The organism is Halomonas sp. H2 (assembly GCF_050215315.1).
Lineage (GTDB): Bacteria > Pseudomonadota > Gammaproteobacteria > Pseudomonadales > Halomonadaceae > Vreelandella.
In genome coordinates this window covers 1515343-1536860 of sequence record NZ_CP189760.1, presented here as the reverse complement: position 1 = coordinate 1536860, position 21518 = coordinate 1515343, and the positions used below count along the sequence as shown (strand labels likewise).

Annotated in this window: 23 protein-coding genes; 3 read left to right on the top strand and 20 right to left on the bottom strand. The window is 55.7% G+C overall.

All coding sequences use genetic code 11. The features are described 5' to 3' along the window. Nucleotides 1-1149 (bottom strand): RNA-guided endonuclease InsQ/TnpB family protein, encoded by a 1149-nt coding sequence (locus tag ACQE2I_RS07050; protein ID WP_427030802.1) that lies wholly within the window; start codon nt 1147-1149, stop codon nt 1-3. A gap of 55 nt (nt 1150-1204) precedes the next feature. Here ACQE2I_RS07050 and tnpA point away from each other — a divergent pair, with 55 nt between their 5' ends. Further along, a complete protein-coding gene (tnpA, locus tag ACQE2I_RS07045) occupies nt 1205-1633 on the top strand; it encodes an IS200/IS605 family transposase (RefSeq protein WP_193060291.1) in 429 nt (142 codons plus the stop codon). Nucleotides 1634-1758: 125 nt separating this feature from the next. Here the strand turns inward: tnpA and ACQE2I_RS07040 are convergent, their stop codons facing one another. The 3 genes from ACQE2I_RS07040 to ACQE2I_RS07030 form a co-directional block, all read right to left on the bottom strand. Next, the gene (locus tag ACQE2I_RS07040) at nt 1759-2370 is read right to left on the bottom strand and encodes a superoxide dismutase (RefSeq protein ID WP_427030801.1); all 612 of its coding nucleotides are present in this window, start codon (nt 2368-2370) and stop codon (nt 1759-1761) included. A 159-nt stretch (nt 2371-2529) separates the two neighbouring features. Continuing rightward, nucleotides 2530-3468 carry an electron transfer flavoprotein subunit alpha/FixB family protein gene (locus ACQE2I_RS07035; RefSeq protein WP_427030799.1) on the bottom strand — a complete coding sequence of 313 codons (939 nt, stop codon included), beginning with the start codon at nt 3466-3468 and terminating at the stop codon, nt 2530-2532. Nucleotides 3469-3497: 29 nt separating this feature from the next. Further along, on the bottom strand, nt 3498-4259 hold the full coding sequence (locus ACQE2I_RS07030) for an electron transfer flavoprotein subunit beta/FixA family protein (protein ID WP_427030798.1): 762 nt from the start codon (nt 4257-4259) through the stop codon (nt 3498-3500). 440 nt (nt 4260-4699) lie between these two features. Between ACQE2I_RS07030 and ACQE2I_RS07025 the strand changes: the two genes are divergently transcribed. Next, nucleotides 4700-6364, top strand: coding sequence for an electron transfer flavoprotein-ubiquinone oxidoreductase (locus tag ACQE2I_RS07025; protein ID WP_427030797.1), 1665 nt, complete (start codon nt 4700-4702; stop codon nt 6362-6364). Nucleotides 6365-6434: 70 nt separating this feature from the next. Here the strand turns inward: ACQE2I_RS07025 and ACQE2I_RS07020 are convergent, their stop codons facing one another. The 15 genes from ACQE2I_RS07020 to ACQE2I_RS06950 form a co-directional block, all read right to left on the bottom strand. After that, on the bottom strand, nt 6435-8663 hold the full coding sequence (locus ACQE2I_RS07020; RefSeq protein ID WP_427030795.1) for an ATP-dependent helicase: 2229 nt from the start codon (nt 8661-8663) through the stop codon (nt 6435-6437). Further along, entirely contained in the window at nt 8660-9232 is a 573-nt protein-coding gene (locus tag ACQE2I_RS07015) for a DUF1285 domain-containing protein (protein WP_427030792.1), read from the bottom strand. The genes ACQE2I_RS07020 and ACQE2I_RS07015 overlap by 4 nt, the downstream gene beginning before the upstream one ends. Before the next feature lie 29 nt (nt 9233-9261). Then, the gene (locus ACQE2I_RS07010) at nt 9262-10092 is read right to left on the bottom strand and encodes a TatD family hydrolase (RefSeq protein ID WP_427030790.1); all 831 of its coding nucleotides are present in this window, start codon (nt 10090-10092) and stop codon (nt 9262-9264) included. Between the two features lie 60 nt (nt 10093-10152). Beyond that, nucleotides 10153-10488 carry a PilZ domain-containing protein gene (locus tag ACQE2I_RS07005; protein WP_427030789.1) on the bottom strand — a complete coding sequence of 112 codons (336 nt, stop codon included), beginning with the start codon at nt 10486-10488 and terminating at the stop codon, nt 10153-10155. 75 nt (nt 10489-10563) lie between these two features. After that, complete coding sequence (locus tag ACQE2I_RS07000) at nt 10564-11550, bottom strand: DNA polymerase III subunit delta' (protein WP_427030787.1); 987 nt, start codon at nt 11548-11550, stop codon at nt 10564-10566. Next, nucleotides 11541-12194, bottom strand: coding sequence for a dTMP kinase (gene tmk / locus ACQE2I_RS06995; protein ID WP_427030785.1), 654 nt, complete (start codon nt 12192-12194; stop codon nt 11541-11543). Before tmk ends, ACQE2I_RS07000 begins: the two co-directional genes overlap by 10 nt. Before the next feature lie 34 nt (nt 12195-12228). After that, nucleotides 12229-13236, bottom strand: coding sequence for an endolytic transglycosylase MltG (mltG, locus tag ACQE2I_RS06990; RefSeq protein WP_427030784.1), 1008 nt, complete (start codon nt 13234-13236; stop codon nt 12229-12231). A 28-nt stretch (nt 13237-13264) separates the two neighbouring features. Further along, nucleotides 13265-14086: an aminodeoxychorismate lyase gene (gene pabC, locus ACQE2I_RS06985; protein ID WP_427030782.1), complete on the bottom strand. Its 822-nt coding sequence runs from the start codon at nt 14084-14086 to the stop codon at nt 13265-13267. 6 nt (nt 14087-14092) lie between these two features. Further along, nucleotides 14093-15331, bottom strand: a complete 1239-nt coding sequence (gene fabF / locus ACQE2I_RS06980; RefSeq protein WP_427030781.1) for a beta-ketoacyl-ACP synthase II — start codon at nt 15329-15331, stop codon at nt 14093-14095. 192 nt (nt 15332-15523) lie between these two features. Further along, nucleotides 15524-15757: an acyl carrier protein gene (gene acpP, locus ACQE2I_RS06975; RefSeq protein ID WP_282723675.1), complete on the bottom strand. Its 234-nt coding sequence runs from the start codon at nt 15755-15757 to the stop codon at nt 15524-15526. A 124-nt stretch (nt 15758-15881) separates the two neighbouring features. Beyond that, on the bottom strand, nt 15882-16625 hold the full coding sequence (gene fabG, locus ACQE2I_RS06970) for a 3-oxoacyl-ACP reductase FabG (RefSeq protein WP_427030779.1): 744 nt from the start codon (nt 16623-16625) through the stop codon (nt 15882-15884). A 58-nt stretch (nt 16626-16683) separates the two neighbouring features. Further along, nucleotides 16684-17643 (bottom strand): ACP S-malonyltransferase, encoded by a 960-nt coding sequence (gene fabD, locus ACQE2I_RS06965; RefSeq protein ID WP_427030778.1) that lies wholly within the window; start codon nt 17641-17643, stop codon nt 16684-16686. Nucleotides 17644-17756: 113 nt separating this feature from the next. Further along, a complete protein-coding gene (plsX, locus tag ACQE2I_RS06960) occupies nt 17757-18806 on the bottom strand; it encodes a phosphate acyltransferase PlsX (RefSeq protein ID WP_427030777.1) in 1050 nt (349 codons plus the stop codon). Nucleotides 18807-18849: 43 nt separating this feature from the next. Then, complete coding sequence (gene rpmF / locus ACQE2I_RS06955; RefSeq protein ID WP_427030776.1) at nt 18850-19020, bottom strand: 50S ribosomal protein L32; 171 nt, start codon at nt 19018-19020, stop codon at nt 18850-18852. 36 nt (nt 19021-19056) lie between these two features. Continuing rightward, nucleotides 19057-19587 carry a YceD family protein gene (locus ACQE2I_RS06950; protein ID WP_427031403.1) on the bottom strand — a complete coding sequence of 177 codons (531 nt, stop codon included), beginning with the start codon at nt 19585-19587 and terminating at the stop codon, nt 19057-19059. A gap of 217 nt (nt 19588-19804) precedes the next feature. Between ACQE2I_RS06950 and ACQE2I_RS06945 the strand changes: the two genes are divergently transcribed. Continuing rightward, complete coding sequence (locus ACQE2I_RS06945) at nt 19805-20437, top strand: Maf family protein (RefSeq protein ID WP_427031402.1); 633 nt, start codon at nt 19805-19807, stop codon at nt 20435-20437. Nucleotides 20438-20466: 29 nt separating this feature from the next. Here the strand turns inward: ACQE2I_RS06945 and sppA are convergent, their stop codons facing one another. Then, nucleotides 20467-21507, bottom strand: coding sequence for a signal peptide peptidase SppA (sppA, locus tag ACQE2I_RS06940; protein ID WP_427030774.1), 1041 nt, complete (start codon nt 21505-21507; stop codon nt 20467-20469). Nucleotides 21508-21518 lie beyond the last annotated feature (11 nt).

The following is a 21518-nucleotide window of genomic DNA, read 5'->3' as shown; positions in this document are numbered from 1 at the left end:
TCACTTTTGTAAGTGGTAATCATTGGCAGGAGCCGACAGTCCTTCGGCCCGTAGTTTGATAATACCCTGCTGGCGGATATTGATGGCGGCGTTTATGTCGCGGTCTCTTTCCGCATAACAGGCTGGGCACCTCCAGTTGCGCACCGACAACGGCAGGGACTCTACCTTGTGTCCGCAGCAGGAGCAGGTTTTGGAGCTGGCGAACCACTGGTCGATCTTGATCAGATATTTACCCTGCTCTTTCGCCTTGTATTCCAGTTTCTGAATCAGGCTGCACCAGCTTGCGTCTGCGATGTGCTTAGATAGCTTTCGATTCTTCAGCAGGTTTTTGACTTTTAGTGTCTCGACTACCACCGCTTGGTTTTCGTCAATAAGCTGTCGGGACAGGTTGTGCTGGAAATTAGCACGGGTATTCGCTAGACGCTCGTGCGCCTTAGCCAGTTTCAGCCGTGCCTGCGCACGGCCTTTGCTGCCCTTCTGGCAGCGCGAAAGGGCTTTCTGTTTGCGTCGCAGGTTCGACTGAGCGCGTTTCAGGAACCGAGGGTTATCAGTCTTATTCCCCTCCGAGTCGATAGCAAGATGGGTCAGCCCCATATCGACGCCCAGCACGGCATCAACGGTGTGCAATGGGGTGGGGGCTTCCATACTGTCCTCGACCAACAGCGAGGCGTAGTATTTCCCTGTGACAGTGCGTGACAGGGTGATGCTTTTAATAGCGCCTGTGATCTCGCGGTGGATACGCGCTTTGATCGGCCTCATCTTCGGCACTTTGATCCAGCTCTCACCCGCACTGACGCTCATGCAGTGGTAACTGGACTGCTTCCCGTGCTTGCGCTTGAACTTCGGGTAACGCGCTGGGAGCTTCGGGTCGAAGAAATTCTGAAAGGCTTTATCGAGGTTGATACAGGCTTGCTGCAAGGCAATCGAGTCAAAATTCTTGAGCCAATGATACTTGCGGGACTTCTTCGCCACCGCCAGCAGTGGCTTGAGGTCTTTCTTAGCGCGGAGTTTCGCGCCATGCCGCCGATACTGTGAACTGATGATATGCAGTGCCTTGTTGTACACGAACCGCGTAGCGCCGAACTGACGGTTAAGGAACTCCGCCTGCTCAGGTGTCGGGTAGATGCGTACTTTCGTGGCCTTTAACATTTCAGTGCTCATAGCTAGAATACAGCTATTATAGGCTTTAAGAAGGCAATTTAAAATGGGTGTACAAGATCATCCACCACTGAACGACTACCTGAAAAAACGTCACAGCGTTACGAAGTTAGTTGTACACCTGATCTTCACCACGAAGTACCGCCGTAAGCTGTTTGACGGTTACATGATCGAGCAACTGCGTGAAGCGTTTGAGTCGGCCTGCGAGAAGCTGGAGTGTGATCTGGTTGAAATGGATGGTGAGGGTGATCACGTCCACTTGCTCGTAAGTTATCCGCCCAAGCTGGCAGTTAGTGTGCTGGTGAACAACCTGAAATCTGTATCGTCACGCCGTATACGAATACTCAACACGCACATACCACGGCAGAGTAAAAGTGGGGCGGTGTGGTCACGCTCATACTTCGCATGTAGCGCCGGAGGGGCGACCATTGAGACTCTACGCGAGTACGTTCAGAGTCAGGCCACGCCTGAGTAGAACCGCTGCGCGGTTCCCGCTTGTATCCCCGCCCGATTGGGCGAGGGTTTACGCGGGATTTTGCTAAAAAGTGGGCGGTTTTTGACAGTGCCATCAAGTGGCGCTGCTAGCGGCTCATAGCAGTATTAGCTAATCGCAGCTTGGTAACGACGCTCAACGTCTTCCCAATTTACAACGTTAAAGAACGCTGCAATATAGTCAGGACGTTTGTTTTGATACTTCAGGTAGTAGGCATGCTCCCAAACATCCAGAACTAGCAGCGGCGTATTGCCGTGCATCAGCGGGCTGTCTTGGTTCAGCGTATTTTCAACTACCAGTTTTTTCTCAGGGGTAACGGAGAGCCACGCCCAACCGCTACCAAAACGACCAACGGCCGCTTTTTTGAACTCTTCCTGGAAGGTCTCAAGACCGCCCAACTCAGCGTCAATGGCTTTCGCAACATCGCCCTGAGGCTTGCCACCACCGTTTGGCGACATCATCTGCCAAAACATGGAGTGGTTGGCGTGACCGCCACCGTTATTGGTAACGGCTTGGCGCTTAGCTTCTGGAACACGATCCAGATTGGCGACCAATTCCTCAACGGGTACATCTTCAAGGCCTGTGCCTTCCAGCGTAGCATTCAGGTTATTGATGTAAGTTTGATGGTGACGAGAGTGGTGAATTTCCATCGTCATCGCATCGATATTCGGTTTGAGAGCGTCATATGCGTACGGCAGTTCGGGTAATGTATGTGCCATATCATCATCTCCTTGAGTGGCTTTCGTTGCTTTCACTTACCTATGTGCGGTCAGCCCGCAGCGTTTTCAAGCACCGGGGTGGTTTTTCTTACCTTTTGCCCCAGTACTTTAGTCAACTATTGCCAGTTTACCTAATCCACCAAACACAAAAGCAAGTGTTTACAGCTTGCTCTCAAGCTCCGGCAGGATGTCGAATAGATCGCCCACCAAGCCGTAATCGGCGACCTGGAAGATCGGCGCTTCGTCGTCTTTATTGATCGCGACGATGACCTTGGAGTCCTTCATGCCCGCCAGGTGCTGGATGGCACCGGAGATACCCACGGCAATATACAGATCCGGGGCGACGATCTTACCGGTCTGGCCGACCTGCATGTCGTTGGGCACAAAGCCTGCATCCACTGCCGCACGCGAGGCACCAATCGCCGCGCCCAGCTTGTCGGCAATGCCGTCGAGCAGTTTGAAGTTCTCGCCGTTGCCCATACCGCGGCCGCCGGAGATAACCACCTTGGCGCCGCCCAGCTCGGGGCGATCCGACTGCGCCAGCGCTTCTTTGACAAAGCTGGACTGGCTGTTTTCAACCACCACATCGACCGCTTCAATCGGCGCGCTATTACCGTCGCTGACCGCGTCAAAGCCGGTGGTGCGGATGGTAATGACTTTTAGTGCGTCGTCGCTTTTCACCGTGGCAATGGCGTTACCGGCGTAGATCGGGCGCAGGAAGGTGTCGGCGCTTTCCACGGCGATTACGTCCGATAGCTGGCTGACGTCTTTCAACGCCGCTAGCCGCGGCAGCACGTTTTTGCCGGTGGTGGAGGCGCTAGCGAGGACGTGCGTGTAATCACCCGCCAGTGCGACCAGCAGCGCGCCCATGGGCTCGGCCAGCTGGTGGGCGTAAACGGCGTTATCGGCGACGCGCACGTTGCTGACGCCGTCGAGCTTGGCGGCCGCTTCGGCAGCGGCCTGAACGCCTTCACCGGCTACCAGAACGTCAATGTCGCCACTGCTGTTTTGCAGAATCAGTTTCGCGGCGGCCACGACGTGGGCGGTGGCGCCCGCCAGTTGGCCTTCGTGCAGATCGGCAAGTACCAAAATGCTCATGGAATCATCTCCTCTTTAAAGCACCTTGTTCAAAGTACTTTGGCTTCGTTTTTGAGTTTGTCGATCAGCTCGTCTACCGAGGCGACTTTGACGCCACCCTTGCGCTCGGCGGGGGATTCGACCTTCAGCAGGCTGACCTTGGAGGCTACTTCAACGCCATAGTCGGCAGGGGTTTTGACATCCAGCGGCTTTTTCTTGGCCTTCATGATGTCGGGGAGCTTGGCGTAGCGCGGCTCGTTAAGGCGCAGGTCGGTGGTCACAATCGCTGGCAGCGTGAGGGCGATGGTTTGCAGGCCGCCGTCGATTTCACGCGTCACATTCAGCTTTTTATAACTTCCGTCGCCGCTAATTTCCACTTCTGAGGCGAAGGTGCCCTGGGGCAGGCCAGTGAGTGCTGCGAGCATCTGGCCGGTTTGGTTATTGTCGGTGTCGATCGCCTGTTTACCGAGAATCACCAGGCCGGGCTGCTCTTCGTCGACCACTTTGGCCAGCAGCTTGGCCACCGCCAGTGATTCGGCGCGCTCGTCGGTTTCGATATGGATGGCGCGATCCGCGCCCAGCGCCAGCGCGGTACGCAGCTGCTCTTGGGCGGCCTTGGGGCCAACGGTGACGGCGACCACTTCGGTGGCGACGCCCTTCTCTTTTAGGCGCACCGCTTCTTCCACGGCAATTTCGCAGAACGGGTTCATGGCCATTTTGACGTTGGTAAGATCGACGTCCGAGTGGTCCGCTTTAACACGGATTTTGACGTTGTAGTCGATGACGCGTTTAACCGCGACGAGTACTTTCATAGATTCCTCGCTTGGCTTGAGATAGAAGCCGTTAATCTGATTCGGCACCCAGCGTCAGGTGCTGTTAAAAGCTACGCCGACGAGAAGATGGCACCGCCTAAAAATTCATGCAAGCGTTTGATAGGTTTAGAAATGAAAAACCCTACCAATTTGCCACAGCCTAGGTGTTAGCAACAACACTCAATTGCTATCTAATTAGTACCTATTACTACCTATCACTACGGCCTTGGTCGTAGTGCTGAACGATTATTAGCTCACCAAGCAGACAAGAAATGCTGCTTTTTCCATCGTAGGGGTGACCTGACCCAGGTATTATGCCTATCATGGCAGATAACCAGAAGCAAACGACCGTTTTAAATTAAGGCCGATTTTTTATAAGCTAGTTCTCATCAGCTAGCGTGTATAAATAATGGCACTTAAAGAGAATAAGGAGAAACCGGGTGGAAACTGTTGAACGCGATGTAATGGACTTCGATGTCGTCATTGTCGGTGCGGGCCCCTCCGGGCTTTCCGCCGCGAGCCGGCTAATGCAACAAGCTAATGAAGCCGAGCAAGAGCTCACGGTTTGTGTCGTTGAGAAAGGCTCAGAGGTTGGCGCGCATATTTTATCAGGCGCGGTATTTGAACCCCGTGCGCTCGCTGAGCTTTTCCCTGACTGGCAAGAGCGCGGTGCGCCGCTTAATACCCCTGCTATTCGCGACGATGTTTTTTTGCTAAAAGACGCCGAAAAAGCGCAGAAGGTGCCTAACGCACTCGTGCCGAAAAGCATGCACAACACCGGTGGCGAACAGCAGCGTTATGTTATCAGCGCGGGCAACCTGTGCCGCTGGCTAGGCGAGCAGGCCGAATCGCTGGGCGTTGAGATTTTCCCTGGTTTCGCGGCCCAAGACGTTATCGTTGAAGATGGCGCGGTGCGCGGCATTTTGATCGGCGATATGGGTGTTGCCACCGATGGTACGCCTAAAGATGGCTATATGCCGGGTATGGAATTGCGTGCTAAGTACACACTATTTGCCGAAGGCGCGCGTGGGCATCTTGGCAAACGCTTAATTAAAGACTTTTCACTGGATGAGGGTCGCGACCCGCAGCATTATGGCATCGGCCTTAAAGAGCTTTGGGATGTGCCTGCCGAAAAACACGAGCCGGGCCTAGTCGTTCACGGTTCGGGCTGGCCATTGGATAGTAGCACTCACGGCGGCTGGTTCCTTTACCATGCCGAGAATCAGCAGGTCGTTGTGGGTTTGATTATGGACCTGGGCTATCAGAACCCATGGCTCTCACCGTTTGACGAATTCCAGCGCATGAAGCACCACCCGGTACTTAGCCAGTACCTTGACGGCGGTAAACGGGTTGCTTATGGCGCCCGGGCGATTACCAAAGGGGGTATTAACTGCCTGCCCAAAATGACGTTTCCTGGCGGCTTGCTGATTGGTTGTGATGCGGGAACCCTTAACTTTGCTAAAATCAAAGGCCTGCATACCGCCATGAAATCCGGCATGGTAGCCGCAGAAAGCGTGTTTGAAGCAATCAAGGGTGGCGACGAAGGCGCACAAGAACTGACCAGTTTTACTCAACAATGGGAAGCGAGCTGGGCGTATCAAGAGCTTAAAGAGAGCGCGAGTTTCGGCCCAGCGATCCATAAGTATGGCACCGTCGGCGGGGGCGCCTATAACTTTGTCGATCAATTGCTGGGGGGCAAGCTGCCCAACGTTCACGACACCACCACAGACCATGGTTCGCTGAAGCCTGCGGCTGAATTTGAGAAAATTAATTATCCCAGGCCGGATGGCAAGCTCTCTTTCGACAAGCCCTCATCGGTGTTTCTGTCTAATACCAATCATGAAGAGAACCAGCCGTGCCATCTACGCCTGGAAGACTCTGAGCTGCCGATTCGCGACAACTTGCCAAAGTACGCAGAACCGGCACAGCGCTACTGCCCAGCGGGTGTCTACGAAGTGGTTGAAGATAGCGCGGGACAGCCACGCTTCCAGATCAACTTCCAGAACTGCGTACACTGCAAAACCTGTGATATCAAAGACCCGGCACAAAATATCACCTGGGTAGCACCAGAAGGCGGCGGCGGCCCCAACTATCCCAATATGTAACAGCCAAAACATTAACGTTACGGCTGGCGATAGCTGACCGCTAGGCTAGCCGTAACGTCTTCTTCAAATACTATAAAAACGTGGCACTCTGCTGGCTTTCCAGCACTTCAATCGGCGCCCGGCGGGCAATCAGCCGTCTTCGCCCAGCCTGATCAAAGCGCACATCGATGACCGGGTCACTAGCACTTCCCTCAACGGCCGCTACTTCGCCCTCGCCAAACACCGCATGCAGAAGCCGCTGGCCGGGATAAAAGTGCATCTCTTCGGTAGAACCTGCGCCTGAATAACCGGCCTTGGCTTCTTCAACCTGCGCCGAAGTAAGCACAATGTCGTCGCGCCCAAGACGCACCAGATAGCGCTCCACCAGGCCCACCGAGGCCACCTGTAGCGAAGCCGCAGGGACGCTACCGCTCACCAAGCAGGACGCTACGCGCATGCTATCTTGCCAGGCGCTTTCGGCAATAAAACGGCTCGGGCGGTGAACGCCGCCGTCATGAAGCACTAGTAGCTGCTCTTGAGCGCGGGTAATCGCCACATAGAAAAGCCGCCGCTCCTCTTCCAAGCGCTTATCGCTAAGCGGGTTATCGCGGCTATAGTGGGGAAAATCTTCTTCGTTAACGCCAGCCACGGCGACCAGCGGCCATTCAAGTCCTTTGGCACCGTGCACGGTACTAATCAGTACGCCGCCCGCCTGATTTTCTACCGGACGCTCAAGCAGCTCAATAAACGCGTCGGGGTCTTGCACGCTTTGCGCTTGCTCGATCAGCACATCAAGCAGGCGAACATCCTCTTCGCCTTTATCCCGCCGCGCTGCCGCGCGTTTAAGCGTTTTTTCTGCATCAACACTATCGACTACATGGCGTAATAGTTTGGCAGGCGGCCAGGCACTTAATTGTGGCAACTCGCACAACAGCACCCAGCGCTTTTTCAACGTGCGCCGCTGGATCGGCTTTAACTCTGTTAGCACCGGGTCGTGGCGCTCAGGCCACTGCTGGGTAGCCGCTAACTGCTGAGCTAAACGCTGCAGCCGCTCCCTGGCAACAAAAGGCGTTGGCTGAGAAAGCAGCAATAGCAGCTGCTGTGGGTCACGAAGCAACTCATGGCGGCGTGACAATTTCAAATAGCCTGCCAAGGCCTGCACCAGCGGCAAGCGAAAGACAAAACGATCCTCGCGCTGAAGCCGAAAAGGAATACCCGTCTGCAGCAGCGCCAACTGAAATGGCACCGAGAGCGCCCAGCTGCGCACCAGCAAACTGGCTTCGTTAAATGCCCGCCCCTGGGCCTGCCAATCCATTAACGCATCGAGTAGCAGGCGACTGCCCTGCCCCACCGAAACACGCGTTTCTGGATTATTCGCCGCCGCTAGACACAGCTGGTTGGGCCGCCGTTGGTTGGCGGCAATCGCATGATTAGCGGCGAGCGCTAGGGCGTGACCGTGGCGAAAGGTAGTCGACAGCGGATAGTCGGTAGCACTGCCAAAGGTAGCGGTAAAATTTTCTAGCATAGTGTCGGGTTTGGCACCCCGCCACTCATAAATACACTGGTTGGCATCGCCAACCGCCATCACCTCGGCGCGGCTGCCTACTAACACCGATAAAAGCCGCTGTTGAGCGGCATTGATGTCCTGATACTCGTCAATAATGACGTGATCGAGAAACCCTTCGACGCGGCCACGCAGAGCACTATCCGCTTCTAGCGCCTGTAGCGGTCGATAGAGCAGATCGGCATAGGTCATCACCCCTTCATCACCTAACAACCGTTCTGCCTCGACAAAGGCGGCGGGGAAATAATCGGTATCCGGATCGAAATTGAGCCGCTCATAAAGCGACTCTGGCGTCATCATCTCAGCCTTCACTAAGCCGCAGAAGTGAGCCAGGGTCTCAAGTCGGTCGCCTTCCAGGGCCGCATCGCGGCGCTCAACCGCATCACGCAATACGTTGAGGCTCGCTTGGCGGAGCAATCCCTCTAATTGCCAATCGGCGGATAGCAATCGGCGCGGCGCGAGCGATCCCCAGCGGCATAGGCTTTGGGTCAAGCGGTGCCCTAGAGAATGGAAGGTGCGTACATCCGGCAATGCCTGCCCCGCAGGTGCCATAGTGGCTAAACGGCGTTGAAAATCATCTTTAGCGGAGCGGTTAAACATCAACACCAAAATGCGTTTTGGTGGCACACCGCTGGCGAGTAGGTGCAGCACCCGAGCGGCCATGGTGGTGGTTTTGCCTGCTCCAGCCACGGCCGCCACCCGCGCATGTCCACCGGCGTGATTAACAACGGCTTGCTGTTCAGCGGTTAACTTCACGGCGCCTCGCCTGAAGGTTCTTCGTCAAGCTGCCCCAGAGCAAACCACTGCCCAGCGCTCATCAACCCAATCTCAGTAGTGCCATCGCCTACATCACGGCTTTCTGCCACCCCAACCAACTGGTAATACACGTTACGATGCAACCGTGCAGCGAGCCCAAATCGTACCGGCAATTGCGGTACCGCTTCGCCCTGAGGCGTCAAGGTAACGGAGAGCGGATGCTTGGCATCGAGACGGACTTTATCTTCAAACTGAGTAGTGAACCACCAAGCATCATCGCGGAAATCGGCTTCAACCGCGACCAGAGGCAGATCCTCAACCTCAATCCTCCAGCGTTCAGCGGGGGTCACCAAGCAGTAACCCTCGTCATCAAGTCGCAGCAGCGTTGCCAACAGGCGCGCGACCTTAGGGCGAGCAAACGGTTGGCCTTCGTGCCACCAGCTACCATCGGCGCGAATGATGATGTTGATGTCGCCTGTAAGCTCGGGGTGCCACTGTTCGAGTGGTGGAATAGCGCCGGCACCCTCATTGAGAGTGCCATGTTGCTGCAGCAATCGATCTATATTCATCTTGCCCACCTCGATTGAGCGCATTCAGCCTATAAAAGCCCAGACTGTGCCAGCGCTTCTTTAACGTGTTCCGGGGCGTCGGGTGCGGCGGCACGGAACAGCTGATAAAAGTTGGCAGTCGTCTGCATGGCCACTTCATCGACGCTAATGCCCCGCTGCGTAGCAATGCACTCTGCCACTTCCACCACCCAAGCGGGCTCGTTTGGCTTGCCGCGGTAAGGCACTGGCGCAAGGTAGGGGCTGTCGGTCTCTATCAGCAGACGATCTAGCGGCAGTTGGCCAGCCAGATCACGCAGCGAAGCGGCATTGCGAAAGGTAATAATGCCCGACAGCGAAATATAAAAACCTAGCCGAACCGCCTCACGGGCCATCGCCAAGTCTTCAGTAAAACAGTGTAATACACCGCCCACGCGAGGGTCGCTGTATTCACGCAGCAGGGCGAGCGTTTCTTGTTTGGCTTCGCGGGTATGAATGATCACCGGAAGCTCCAACTCTTGCGCCGCGATCAAATGCCGCTTGAAGCGCTCCTGTTGAACCTCTATCGGCACGCTGTCGCGGTAGTGGTAATCCAGCCCGGTTTCGCCAATCGCCACTGCGCCGTACTGTTCAGCGGCGTCTTTGATATCGGCAACGCTGGGCTCACTGTCAGTAGCATGCAGGGGGTGTAAGCCTGCCGATATCGCCACATCGCGATGGGCGCGGGAAATGGCCGCCAGCTGCGGCATTTCCTCTAAGGTAACCGCAACAGCAAGAAATTGACTGACATGGGCAGCGCGGGCGGCTGCCAGGGTGGCGGCAATATCGCCCCCATGGGTCTGGTCGGATAAACGATCTAAGTGACAGTGTGAATCAACAAACATGCAGGTCTCGACAACAGGTGGACTATAAGCACTTTAATAATTGCTTAAGAGATAATTGCGTTAGAGCGTAAAAGACGGTGTGGCTTTATCTAATTGACCGGCAAGCAGCGTCTCAATGCGATCACGTACAAGATAATCTTGCTGGCTGAAATGCACGCCAATACCGGGCATACGCCGACCGCTTACGCCCTCCGGCGATACCCACACCACATGTCCAGTGACCGAAAGACGCTCGCTTTCACCAGGTAACGTGAGCAATAAATAGACTTGCTGGCCAAGCGCGTAAGGCGTTTGGGTGGGAACGAAGATGCCACCTCGATCCAAAAAAGGCATATACGCAGAGAGCAGCGTCGGCACATCGGGGACAGTAAGAGAGAGCGCTTTCTGAGCTGCCATAATGACCTCGCTGCTCTTGTGGGGAATAAAATTGTCAGCTGGGAACATCAGCGTGGTGTAGCGGGGTTAACGCGACTAGGAACGCAGCAGCGCTGCCCAGCGCACTAACCACGCTTCTAGCACTAACTGGGGGTTTGGGTTGACCCCCACCGCCAACAGACGCCGCTGTTCGCGGGCATAATCTAATAGACGAAACCAATCTTGCACTCGGCCATTTTTAACCGCTTGGCGATAGAGTGGCGCTAAATCAGGGTTATGCAGCACCGCCGCCTCACCGGATAAGCCGAGTCGAATCAGATCCTCAAGCCAAGCAATACCGTACCATAAGATGGCATCAATCGCCTGGCGATCCAGGCGCGCCGCCTCTGAGACGGGCTCTGCGCCACGCACTAATTGCTCAAAACTGTCGTGAATCTGGTGGCGTAATGCGCGCTCTTCCGGTACTGCTAGCTTCACCGCAAGCAGCGGCAAACCGCCAGCCACCTGCCACCAGAAGTAGGCTTCATCGGCGCTGCCCAACTGCTCAATTAACCAGCCGCGACACGCCTCATAAGCAACGCTTGGCAGTGACCACTGCTGACAACGGGAGCGGATCGTCGCCAGCATCCGTGAAGGCACGTCTGAGAGCAGAATAAACAGCGTTTTATCGCCAGGCTCTTCAAGACTTTTAAGCAGCGCATTGGCGGCGGCAATGTTCATTGCCTCGGCAGGTGAAATCACAATAACGCGATAACCACCCTGCTGGGCCGTTTGCGAAACAAAACGGTTAACCTCGCGAATGGGATCAATACGAATTTGACGCTTACCCTCTTCTGGCGAGACCCGCAGCAGATCCGGGTGATAGCCGGAAGCCAACATCGCGCAGCTATGGCAATGCCCACAGGCTTGGTCGGCGGGCGAGGCGCATAGCGTGCGGGCAATTAACGCCTCCGCCAACTGCTGCTTACCCACGCCGTGGGCACCGTGGAGTAACAGCGCGTGAGGCATGCGCCCATCATCGGCCAAGCGGGTGAGCTGATGCCATGTGGCTTGATGCCACGGCATAACACTGGTTAACGCCATTCAGCTATCCGTGCCAGCAGGGTTTGGCGAATTTGTGCCTGCACTGCGTCTAACGCGTACTGGGCGTCGATCAACGCAAAACGCTCGGGCGCCTCTTCCGCTCGCGCCAAGTAGCCGTCGCGCACAGCCTGGAAAAAATCCGCCTGCTCCTGCTCAAAGCGGTCGTGCTGTTCCGAGCGGTCACGCAGGCGCGACTCTAGGCGCTTTTTGGCCGCTTCTTGGGGCATATCAAGTAACAGCGTCAAATCGGGCGAAAGACCCCGCTGGACGAAATCCTCAAGCGTGGCGATACGCTCCTTGGCAATGCCCCGCCCACCGCCTTGATAGGCGAAGGTGGCATCAGTAAAACGGTCACATACCACCCACGCGCCTCGCGCTAGGGCAGGCAGAATTTTTTCCGCTAGATGCTGGGCCCGCGCGGCAAACATTAATAGCAGTTCGGCGTCCTCGTGCAGCGGCTCTTGGGGGGCAGGGTCAAGCAGTAGCGCGCGAATCGCTTCGCCGTGCTCTGTACCGCCCGGTTCGCGGGTACGCACCACTTCCAAGCCCTGGGCCTCTAAACACTCGGCGACAAAGCCCACATTGGTGGATTTTCCCACGCCTTCACCGCCTTCCAGCGTAATGAAGCGTCCACGCTTAGTCATCATGCTCCCTTAATGTGCTGATTGGTCATGGTTATTATCGGTTACGGATGTAGCGGTTAACGGCATTATTATGCTCGCGCAACGAGCTCGAAAAGTGGTGCGTGCCATCGCCACGGGAAACGAAATAGAGCGTTTCGCCAGGCAAAGGGTTCACCGCCGCTTCTAACGAGGCACGCCCCGGCATGGCAATCGGTGTGGGCGGTATCCCGTCAATCACATAGGTGTTATACGGCGTCGCCTCGCGTATATCGGCGTGGGTAATCCGCCCTTCATAACGCTCGCCCATGCCATAAATAATGGTCGGGTCGGTTTGCAGGCGCATGCCTTGCTCCATACGGCGCTTAAACACTCCGGCGATTTCCCGCCGCTCCTCGGGCGCTCCGGTTTCCCGCTCGATCAAGGAAGCCATAATCAGCGCTTCATAGGCGGACTCAATGGTCAGATCATCACTACGCTCTTTCCATACCTGTTGCAGAATGCGCTCCATCCGCGTAAGTGATTGGCGTAGGATATCGACGTCGCTCATACCCAGGTGATAGCGATAGGTATCGGGGAAAAACCAACCTTCAGGAAAGGTGCCTTCTCGGTCGAGCAGCGCCATTACCTCGGTATCGCTCAGTTCCGCCGTGCGATGATCCAGCTTGGGGGCAGTATTGAGCAGCTCGCGCATCTGCTTGAACGACCACCCTTCCGGAATAGTCAGCGGGTAAGTGACCACGTTATTACTGCCCAGTAACGCCACCATTTCAAGGCCACTCATATCCGGTAGCAACTGATACTCACCGGTACGTAGCCGAGGCACGCGGTCTGGCTCAACTTTTGCTAACAACTGAAACGCCCAGGCATCCTCAACCACACCCTGCGAATCCAACTGCGCTACTACCTGATTAAACCCCGCGCCGGAGGGCACTTGGTAAAGCATGGGTTCATCCAACGCGAGCGGCGCTTCCAAGCGGCTCTGCCAGTAGAAATAACCGCCTACCGCGCCTGCAGCACCGATGAGCACTAACACCAACAAAGCGATGAATAAACGTTTCAACATGACACCTCAAATAATTGCGCAGCGATAGCTAAACAGCCGTTAACTCATAGCCTAATAACTGATGCGCCAAGCGTTGCAGCGAATCAGTTGTACTGACCGGCCAACGCCTAAGCAGCGAGCCATCTGCCGCGAGTAGCGTGGTCACAGGCCAGACACCCTGCACAGAATTTGCCACCCACAGTTGCTCAACGTTGGTTAGTTGATCAAGTGACAGCGAAGCCTGCGTTACCGCGCCCTGATCAATCAACGCAGCGCGTAGCGTTCCCGCCACGCCGCACTGATCAACAAATGGCGTAAACACCTGCCCAGCCTGCTGCCAAAAAATATTCATACTGGTGGCCTCGACGACGAAACCATCGCTATCGGCAAGCATACCTTCGGCAACAGCAGGATCGCTCCACTCTTGCCGGGCCAGTACATTTTCTAGGCGATTAAGGTGCTTAATACCTGCCAGCCGTGGCTGGCGGCTTAGGCGCAAATCGCATAGACGCACCGTCACCCCCTGCTGCCAGCGCTTGACCGATGGCTGAAAAGAGGTTCGACGGCTGAGCAAGCGCGGCGTTACCTCATCAGGCTGGGCGTAGCCACGCCCACCGCTACCTCTGGTCAATAACAGCTTAAGCACTTCGAGTTCAGCGGTGGCGCCACCCTGCCAGCTGGCATCCAGTGCCGCTTGGCAAGGTAACGGCATATTTAAGCGCTGACAGCCTAGCACTAGGCGTGCTGTGTGATAGCGCCATAACACCGGCACGCCCGAGCGCAGCAGCACGGTTTCAAAAAGTCCGTCGCCATACGCCAACCCACGATCGTCAAACGGCACCTGATCATCAGATAATGTCGGCGGCTGCATGGCTAACTATACCTTCTTAAACAGCAGCGAACCGTTAGTGCCACCAAAGCCGAAGGAGTTCGAGAGCGCCGTATCAATACACATATCCCGCGCCGTATGCGGCACATAGTCCAGGTTGCAGCCTTCCTGAGGGTTATCCAGATTAATCGTGGGTGGTGCGATTTGATCACGAATAGCCAGGACACTGAACACCGCCTCTACTGCGCCTGCGGCGCCTAACAGATGGCCAATCATCGATTTGGTCGAGCTCACTGCCACACTGCTTGAAGCGCTACCCAAAACGCTCTCAATGGCACGACTTTCCGCCAGATCACCCGCCGCAGTGGAGGTGCCATGGGCATTGATATAGTGAACGTCAGCGACATCGACCTGGGCATCTTTGATCGCATTGCGCATAGAGAGCGCAGCACCGCGCCCATCTTCCGGCGGAGAGGTCATGTGGTAGGCATCATCACTCATGCCAAAACCCACTAACTCGGCGTAAATGTTAGCGCCGCGCGCTTTGGCGTGTTCATACTCTTCAAGCACCAGCACACCGGCACCGTCGGATAATACAAAGCCGTCTCGATCGGTATCCCAGGGGCGGCTAGCCGCTTCAGGATCGTCGTTACGCGTAGACAGTGCGCGTGCCGCGGAAAAGCCGCCTAAACCCAGTGGCGTAGTGGCCATTTCAGCGCCACCACATACCATAACGTCCGCATCACCATAGGCGATTGTGCGCGCGCTGTAACCAATATTGTGGGTGCCCGTTGTGCAAGCAGTGGTAATCGCGATATTTGGGCCTCTGAAGCCGTGTTGAATCGCCATATTGCCGGAAATCATATTAATGATGGAGCCCGGCACAAAGAACGGCGATATCTTACGAGCACCGCCTTTGTTGAGTGCGTTGTGGTTATGCTCAATCATTGGCAGGCCACCAATGCCTGAGCCGATAGCCACACCGATACGGTCTGCATTCTGCTCAGTGCATTCGACACCCGAATCTTCAACCGCTTGGGCACCCGCTGCCATGCCGTACTGGATAAACAAATCCATTTTGCGGGCATCTTTAGGATTCAAATACTGGCCGATATCGAAATTCTTGATCGCTCCACCAAAACGGGTGTTAAAACCACTGGTGTCAAAATGCTCAATTGGCGTAATGCCACTTTTGCCAGCAACAATGTTTGCCCACGACTTATCAACACTATTACCCACAGGGGTCACCAGGCCTAACCCAGTTACCACTACCCTTTTCCGTGCCATCAGCTTTCCTCCAGGCATCCATGGTGACGCGACCCACTTGGGTCATTTGCTACTTAAATTTGGTCAACAGTATAACGGAGATTGAACGTTATAAGCATTGTGGCAGCAAAGCAAAAAAGCCGTCCTACGAAAGGACGGCTCTTAAGGCGGGTGACTAGCACCCCACCCTGGTTCGATGCATCGACGCAGCCCTTACTGGTGGGCGTTTACGTAGTCGATGGCTTCTTGAACCGTGGTGATTTTCTCAGCTTCTTCATCAGGAATCTCAGTATCGAATTCCTCTTCCAAAGCCATGACCAGCTCAACGGTGTCGAGCGAATCAGCACCCAAGTCTTCTGTAAAAGAAGAGCTGGTTTGGATGTCTTCTTCTTTAACGTTCAGGCGCTCTGCTACAACTTTCTTCACGCGCTCTTCAATAGTACTCATTAACGTACTCCAGTCGTTCACATTAGCCGTTTTTGATAACCAGCTATTTGGAAACCGCAAGCCAAAAGCTGCGGGGTAGTTTATAGACGCCCTCGGGCCGACGCAACCGCCAAGCCCAAGGCCATCAACGCATATTCATGCCGCCATTGACGTGAAGCGTCTCGCCAGTGATATAACCGGCTGCATCACTGGTCAAAAAGCCCACCGCTGCGGCGATCTCTTCCGGCGCCCCTAAACGGGCCAACGGAATTTGCTTAAGCAACATATCGTGCTGCGCTTCAGGCAGCGCTTCAGTCATATCGGTGGCGATAAAGCCCGGTGCCACCGAGTTGACCGTAATCGCACGTGAAGAGACCTCACGTGCCAGAGCGCGGCTAAAACCTTCCATACCGGCCTTAGCTGCAGCATAGTTAGTTTGGCCCAGGTTGCCCATGGTTGCCACAACAGAACTGATCGACACAATACGCCCAAAACGCGCCTTGGTCATGCCCCGTAAACACGCTTTGCTTACACGATAGACCGATTTCAAGTTGGTATCCATCACGGAATCCCACTCATCTTCTTTCATGCGCATCAGCAAATTATCACGGGTGATACCCGCATTGTTGACCAAAATAGTCGGCGCACCAAAGCGCTCAGCGATGGTTTTCAATACGCTATCAATGCTGGCTTGGTCGGTCACATTAAGACATAGACCAGCCCCCTCAATGCTATGCGCTTGCAAATCGGCATCAATTTTTTCGGCACCGGACTCGCTGGTCGCTGTACCAATAACGATACGGCCTTGGCGACCTAGCTCGCGAGCAATGGCCTGCCCAATGCCGCGACTCGCCCCTGTTACCAGGGCAACTCTACTCTCTTGCGTCATAACGTTCTGCCTCTAACCGTGTAATCAAGCCAGGATAGCGAAATAAAACACTCTTTGGTCACGCTTTATCAGCCAAGGTTTCACGTGCTAGCTCAAGCGCCGCCTCCAGGCTATCAGGATCATTCACCGCCAATCCTTTGCTACCCTTCACGATACGCTTATTGAGGCCAGTCAACACCTTTCCTGGCCCGCACTCAATAAACACCTCTACGCCTTGATCCGCCATTGCTTCAACGCAGGCGCTCCAGCGCACCGGCTGGTAGAGCTGCTCGATCAGGCGCGTGCTCAATGTCGCGGTATCGGCATGAGCTTGGGCATCAACATTTTGGATGACCGTATAGCGCGGTGCCCGCAGCTCAATATTTTGCATAGCCTCTGCCAGGCGCTCGGCCGCAGGGCGCATCAGGGCGCAGTGGGAAGGGACGGAAACAGGAAGCGCTATGGCGCGCTTAGCGCCCGCGTCTTGGCAGGCAACCATTGCCCGCTCAACGGCCACTTTAGAGCCCGCTATCACCACTTGCCCTGGGGAGTTGTAGTTGACCGCTGAAACAACCTCGCCCTGGGCAGCCTTTTCACAGGCGGCTTCAACCGCATCGTCTGCCAGGCCCAAGATCGCCGCCATTCCGCCTTCACCCGCGGGCACCGCCGCCTGCATGGCTTCTCCGCGCAGACGCACTAAGTTGACGCCTTCGGCAAAACTCATCACACCTGCGCATACCATAGCGCTGTATTCGCCTAGGCTATGGCCCGCCATCACTGTTGGCCGCGGCCCTTCTAGCTCTTGCCATACGCGCCAAATAGCGACGCTTGCAGAGAGTAGCGCTGGCTGGGTGCAGGCGGTTGCATTAAGCGACTCTTCAGGGCCTTCTTGGACGACTTTCCACAAATCGTAGCCCAAAGCATCCGACGCTTCCTCAAATGTCGTTCCCACCACACTGTAGCGCTCGGCAAGCTCTCGCAGCATTCCAAGCTGCTGAGAGCCTTGCCCGGGAAAAATGAGGGCAAGGGGTTGAGACATGTCGTTCACCTTTGCTCTTGTAGGCATTTGCTCATATGAGCGATAGGCGAGATTATTGGCACATCCTGATGCCACCTATAATCCGCAAAAAAATCCAATTGCTTATTATCTACTTATGGCTGATGTGCACCACTACTTTCATAGGATGGCACTCGCCAGCGGCCTGCGATCCGCGCAGGTAAGTTATGTTCCACTTCGCGCAGAGCGCGTTGAATAGCGTAGTAGAAACCATCGGCATGGGTACTGCCATGACTCTTTACGACTATTCCGCGCAGCCCTAGCAAACTGGCCCCGTTATAGCGTACGGGATCAAGCTCTTGCTTTAATCGCCTTAACACAGGCCTGGCCAGTAGGCTTGCCAAACGACCGCTAAGGCGTGATTCAAATGCCATCTGCACCCGCTCAACCAACATACTGGTCAAACCTTCGCTCGCTTTGAGGACAGCATTGCCCACAAAGCCATCACACACCACTACATCAAGCTGACCTTTAAAAAGATCACCACCTTCCGCGTAGCCCTGATAAGCGAAAGTACTACCACTGGCGTACTCGCGCAGCAAGCGATCAGCTTCACGTACGCTAGCACTCCCCTTAGTAGCCTCTGCACCAACATTAAGTAGCGCCACACGGGGCACCGCGGTGCCATCGACACACTCCGCCATCGCCGCCCCCATCAGCGCAAAATCGACTAACCGATGGGCGGGGGAATCCACGTTGGCGCCTAAGTCCAACAAATAACAGCGGCGCCCTTGGCGTGCAGGAATCGCGGTACTGATCGCCGGCCGAGAAATCCCCTCAACCATGCCCAGCTCGCGCCTGGCCAAGGCAACAAGCGCCGCCGTGTTGCCCGCGCTTACGCCGGCAACCGCCTCACCCTGAGCGACACACTTCAGCATGTGCACCATGCTAGTAGCATGACCTCTGCGCAATGCCCAAGCAGCTGTTGACCCAGGCGTCACACTATCGGGTGTATCGCGCGCCACCAAACGTGACGCTGCCGCAGCCAGAGGCTGCGGCAAGCGCGAAAGCTCAGCAATAATCTGCTGACGCGGGCCAAACAGAATCAGCTCAAGATCGGGGTGTTCCACCACCGCCTTTGCGGAGCCTGCGATAATCGCGCGGGGGCCTTGGTCACCCCCCATCACATCAATCGCTAAGCGCATACCGCACTGAGTCCGTTTAGCCGCTTAATAACGCAATTGAGGTTTATACCTCAACCACTTGACGACCACGGTAGAAACCGTCTGGAGAAACGTGGTGACGCAGGTGGGTGGTGCCCGTTTCTTTGTCCTGGGACAGCGTCGGAGCGGTCAGCGCATCGTGGCTGCGACGCATGCCGCGCTTGGAACGAGTTTTACGGTTCTTTTGAACTGCCATGGGTGTTTACTCCAAGGTATTTAAGGTAAAGGGTGCTTATTTTTTGCCTTTCAAGGCATTTAGCACCGCGAAAGGGTTCGTCGCTGGCGTTGTTTCCGACGCCGCGCCTTCTGTTTTGCTGACCAGCTGCTCCGCCGAGACATGACATTCGGCTTCATCGTGATAGACCACCTGGGGCAGGCTGAGAATTAACTCATCTTCAACCACCGTCAGAAGATCCAGCTGTTCCTTTTCCACCAGCACCGGTTCATGACTAGCAGGCAACTCGGCCGCTAAGGCTTCGTCAGTGACCATTCCAAGCAAGAAGTCACTACTAACCTCTTGAGGCAGCGGCACCAGGCAGCGTCGGCAGGCAAGCGCCAACGTCGCTTGCAAGTGGCCACGAATTTCACGACGACCTTGAGCGTCGACGCCAAACTCAAGCACGACTTGACAGTCGCCAGTTTGGACACCCGCTTCTTCGGCAAGACGTGACAGCTTATCAAGCGCTACCAAGCCTTCGATTCGTTCGTGGCGGGCTGCGAGCTTATAAGGCTCCACCCGACTGGGGAGTTGTGAGGTCAACATAGGCGCGCAATGATAGGCACTCCCCCTGCTGGTGTCAAAGCCGCCGGTATATTTCTTCATATCTACCTCCATAAATAACCTATAGAGGCCTCAACACACAGCCAACATAGGCACTTTGAGCGGCTTTCGCTACACTCTATGGCCTTAACGTTGCAATGCGTTGACGTTGCACCAGCGCAACCCCGAAGCCAGGAGTTTAATTGTGCCTTCATCATCCATGGCTGAGCCATCGAGCACTCTGTCATCAACTGCTCACTCTTCAACAGCAGAGCTAGTACTTGCTTCTAGCTCACGCTCACGGCGCGAGCTGCTCAATCGCCTACAGCTCCCCTACCAATGCCATTCACCGGATATTGATGAAACTCCCCACCCCGGCGAAACCCCACAAGCACTGGTGCACCGGTTAGCGCTGAGTAAAGCCAACGCCGTCGCGAGCCTCTTTCCCCATCACTGTATCATTGGCTCCGACCAGGTCGCGGTGTTCGAAGGCGACATTCTTGGCAAACCGCATACGACAGAGAAAGCGTGCGCCAATCTTGCCCGCTTCTCCGGCCAGCGCGTCACCTTTGTGACCGGCTTAGCGCTGGTGGATACACGCAGCCAGCGTCATCAAGCTCATGTGGAGTCTTTTGAAGTGGTATTTCGCACGCTAAGCACACAAGAGATTGAGAACTACGTCGCTAAAGAGCAGCCATTAGACAGCGCGGGCAGCTTTCGCATGGAGGGCTTAGGCATTGCGCTGTTTGAAAAACTGGAGGGGCGCGACCCCAATGCACTCATTGGGCTGCCGCTGATTGCGCTCTGCGACATGCTGCGCCGAGTGGGCCTGGACCCACTCGGCGCGCGCTAATTAACAGCGCCTAAGACGAGGATTGGAGGTCAGAAACGCAGTGGAGTGTTAGGCGCACTAATGCCTAGCACTTCAGCGGCGAGCTGAGTGAAGCGGCGGGTCAGGCGATCAAACGGGTCAAGACTCGGCGTGTAGTCTACCCAACTTGTATCGCCGACTCGGTCACGGGCCACCTGTTCGAGGCTGCCCAACTGATCGACCAAGCCCAGCTCGATGCTCTGCTCGCCACTCCAGATGAGCCCGGAGAAAATTTCCGAGCTATCGCTGAGCCTTTCGCCGCGGCCGGCGCGCACATCATCGATAAACTGACGATGGGTCTGGCTCAGCACGCTTTGCCAAAACACCTCGGCGTTGTTATCTAAGGGCTGGAACGGGTCTAGAAAGGCTTTATTCTCGCCCGCCGTGAGTACGCGCCGCTCAACGCCAATGCGCTCAATTGCCTCTTCGAAACCAAACCCCGCATAAATCACGCCGATCGAGCCCACCAGGCTCACCGGCGAGGCGACTATTTCATCGGCCGCCGCCGCAATATAGTAAGCACCACTGGCACCGAGATCCTCAATTACCGCGATGATCGGCTTATCGCCCTGCTCACGCAGGCGCATGATTTCTGCATAGATACGCTGAGACTGCACCGGGCTGCCGCCAGGGCTATTAATGTGCAGTATCACTGCAGCCGCGCTTTCAGCATCCCAGGCCCGATTCAAGCCCTGGATAATGCGCTCGGCATTGGCTGGGGAATCACTAGCGATGACGCCACTGACCTCAACAAGCCCCAAGTGCTGCTGTGTGGGTGCTGCGCTGCCCGTGTCATCCCAAAAAACGCTATATAGGGTTGTTAGCACCAATGCCAGCACAATCAGCAGCAGCATGAATCGGAAAAACAGCTTCCAGCGGCGAGTGCGACGCTGCTCGGTTAGCACGCCGCCTATCCAGTGGTCCATCATTTCCATTTGAGCAAGGCGCTGGCGCTCGCGCAGCGTTTCAGCATCGTCGCTTGGCGCACTCGGGCCTGGGCCGACGCTGCTTGGTGTCACTTCGGGCCCTTCTGTCCAGCGGTCGTCACTCATAAAACATCCTT

Excerpts from the sequence above, each read along its gene's own strand:
- ACQE2I_RS07050 (WP_427030802.1), bottom strand. The coding sequence starts at position 1,149 with ATGTTAAAGGCCACGAAAGTACGCATCTACCCGACACCTGAGCAGGCG.
- tnpA (WP_193060291.1), top strand. The coding sequence starts at position 1,205 with ATGGGTGTACAAGATCATCCACCACTGAACGACTACCTGAAAAAACGT.
- ACQE2I_RS07040 (WP_427030801.1), bottom strand. The coding sequence starts at position 2,370 with ATGGCACATACATTACCCGAACTGCCGTACGCATATGACGCTCTCAAA.
- ACQE2I_RS07035 (WP_427030799.1), bottom strand. The coding sequence starts at position 3,468 with ATGAGCATTTTGGTACTTGCCGATCTGCACGAAGGCCAACTGGCGGGC.
- ACQE2I_RS07030 (WP_427030798.1), bottom strand. The coding sequence starts at position 4,259 with ATGAAAGTACTCGTCGCGGTTAAACGCGTCATCGACTACAACGTCAAA.
- ACQE2I_RS07015 (WP_427030792.1), bottom strand. The coding sequence starts at position 9,232 with ATGAATATAGATCGATTGCTGCAGCAACATGGCACTCTCAATGAGGGT.
- ACQE2I_RS07010 (WP_427030790.1), bottom strand. The coding sequence starts at position 10,092 with ATGTTTGTTGATTCACACTGTCACTTAGATCGTTTATCCGACCAGACC.
- ACQE2I_RS07005 (WP_427030789.1), bottom strand. The coding sequence starts at position 10,488 with ATGGCAGCTCAGAAAGCGCTCTCTCTTACTGTCCCCGATGTGCCGACG.
- ACQE2I_RS07000 (WP_427030787.1), bottom strand. The coding sequence starts at position 11,550 with ATGGCGTTAACCAGTGTTATGCCGTGGCATCAAGCCACATGGCATCAG.
- tmk (WP_427030785.1), bottom strand. The coding sequence starts at position 12,194 with ATGACTAAGCGTGGACGCTTCATTACGCTGGAAGGCGGTGAAGGCGTG.
- mltG (WP_427030784.1), bottom strand. The coding sequence starts at position 13,236 with ATGTTGAAACGTTTATTCATCGCTTTGTTGGTGTTAGTGCTCATCGGT.
- pabC (WP_427030782.1), bottom strand. The coding sequence starts at position 14,086 with ATGCAGCCGCCGACATTATCTGATGATCAGGTGCCGTTTGACGATCGT.
- fabF (WP_427030781.1), bottom strand. The coding sequence starts at position 15,331 with ATGGCACGGAAAAGGGTAGTGGTAACTGGGTTAGGCCTGGTGACCCCT.
- acpP (WP_282723675.1), bottom strand. The coding sequence starts at position 15,757 with ATGAGTACTATTGAAGAGCGCGTGAAGAAAGTTGTAGCAGAGCGCCTG.
- fabG (WP_427030779.1), bottom strand. The coding sequence starts at position 16,625 with ATGACGCAAGAGAGTAGAGTTGCCCTGGTAACAGGGGCGAGTCGCGGC.
- fabD (WP_427030778.1), bottom strand. The coding sequence starts at position 17,643 with ATGTCTCAACCCCTTGCCCTCATTTTTCCCGGGCAAGGCTCTCAGCAG.
- plsX (WP_427030777.1), bottom strand. The coding sequence starts at position 18,806 with ATGCGCTTAGCGATTGATGTGATGGGGGGTGACCAAGGCCCCCGCGCG.
- rpmF (WP_427030776.1), bottom strand. The coding sequence starts at position 19,020 with ATGGCAGTTCAAAAGAACCGTAAAACTCGTTCCAAGCGCGGCATGCGT.
- ACQE2I_RS06950 (WP_427031403.1), bottom strand. The coding sequence starts at position 19,587 with ATGTTGACCTCACAACTCCCCAGTCGGGTGGAGCCTTATAAGCTCGCA.
- ACQE2I_RS06945 (WP_427031402.1), top strand. The coding sequence starts at position 19,805 with ATGGCTGAGCCATCGAGCACTCTGTCATCAACTGCTCACTCTTCAACA.
- sppA (WP_427030774.1), bottom strand. The coding sequence starts at position 21,507 with ATGAGTGACGACCGCTGGACAGAAGGGCCCGAAGTGACACCAAGCAGC.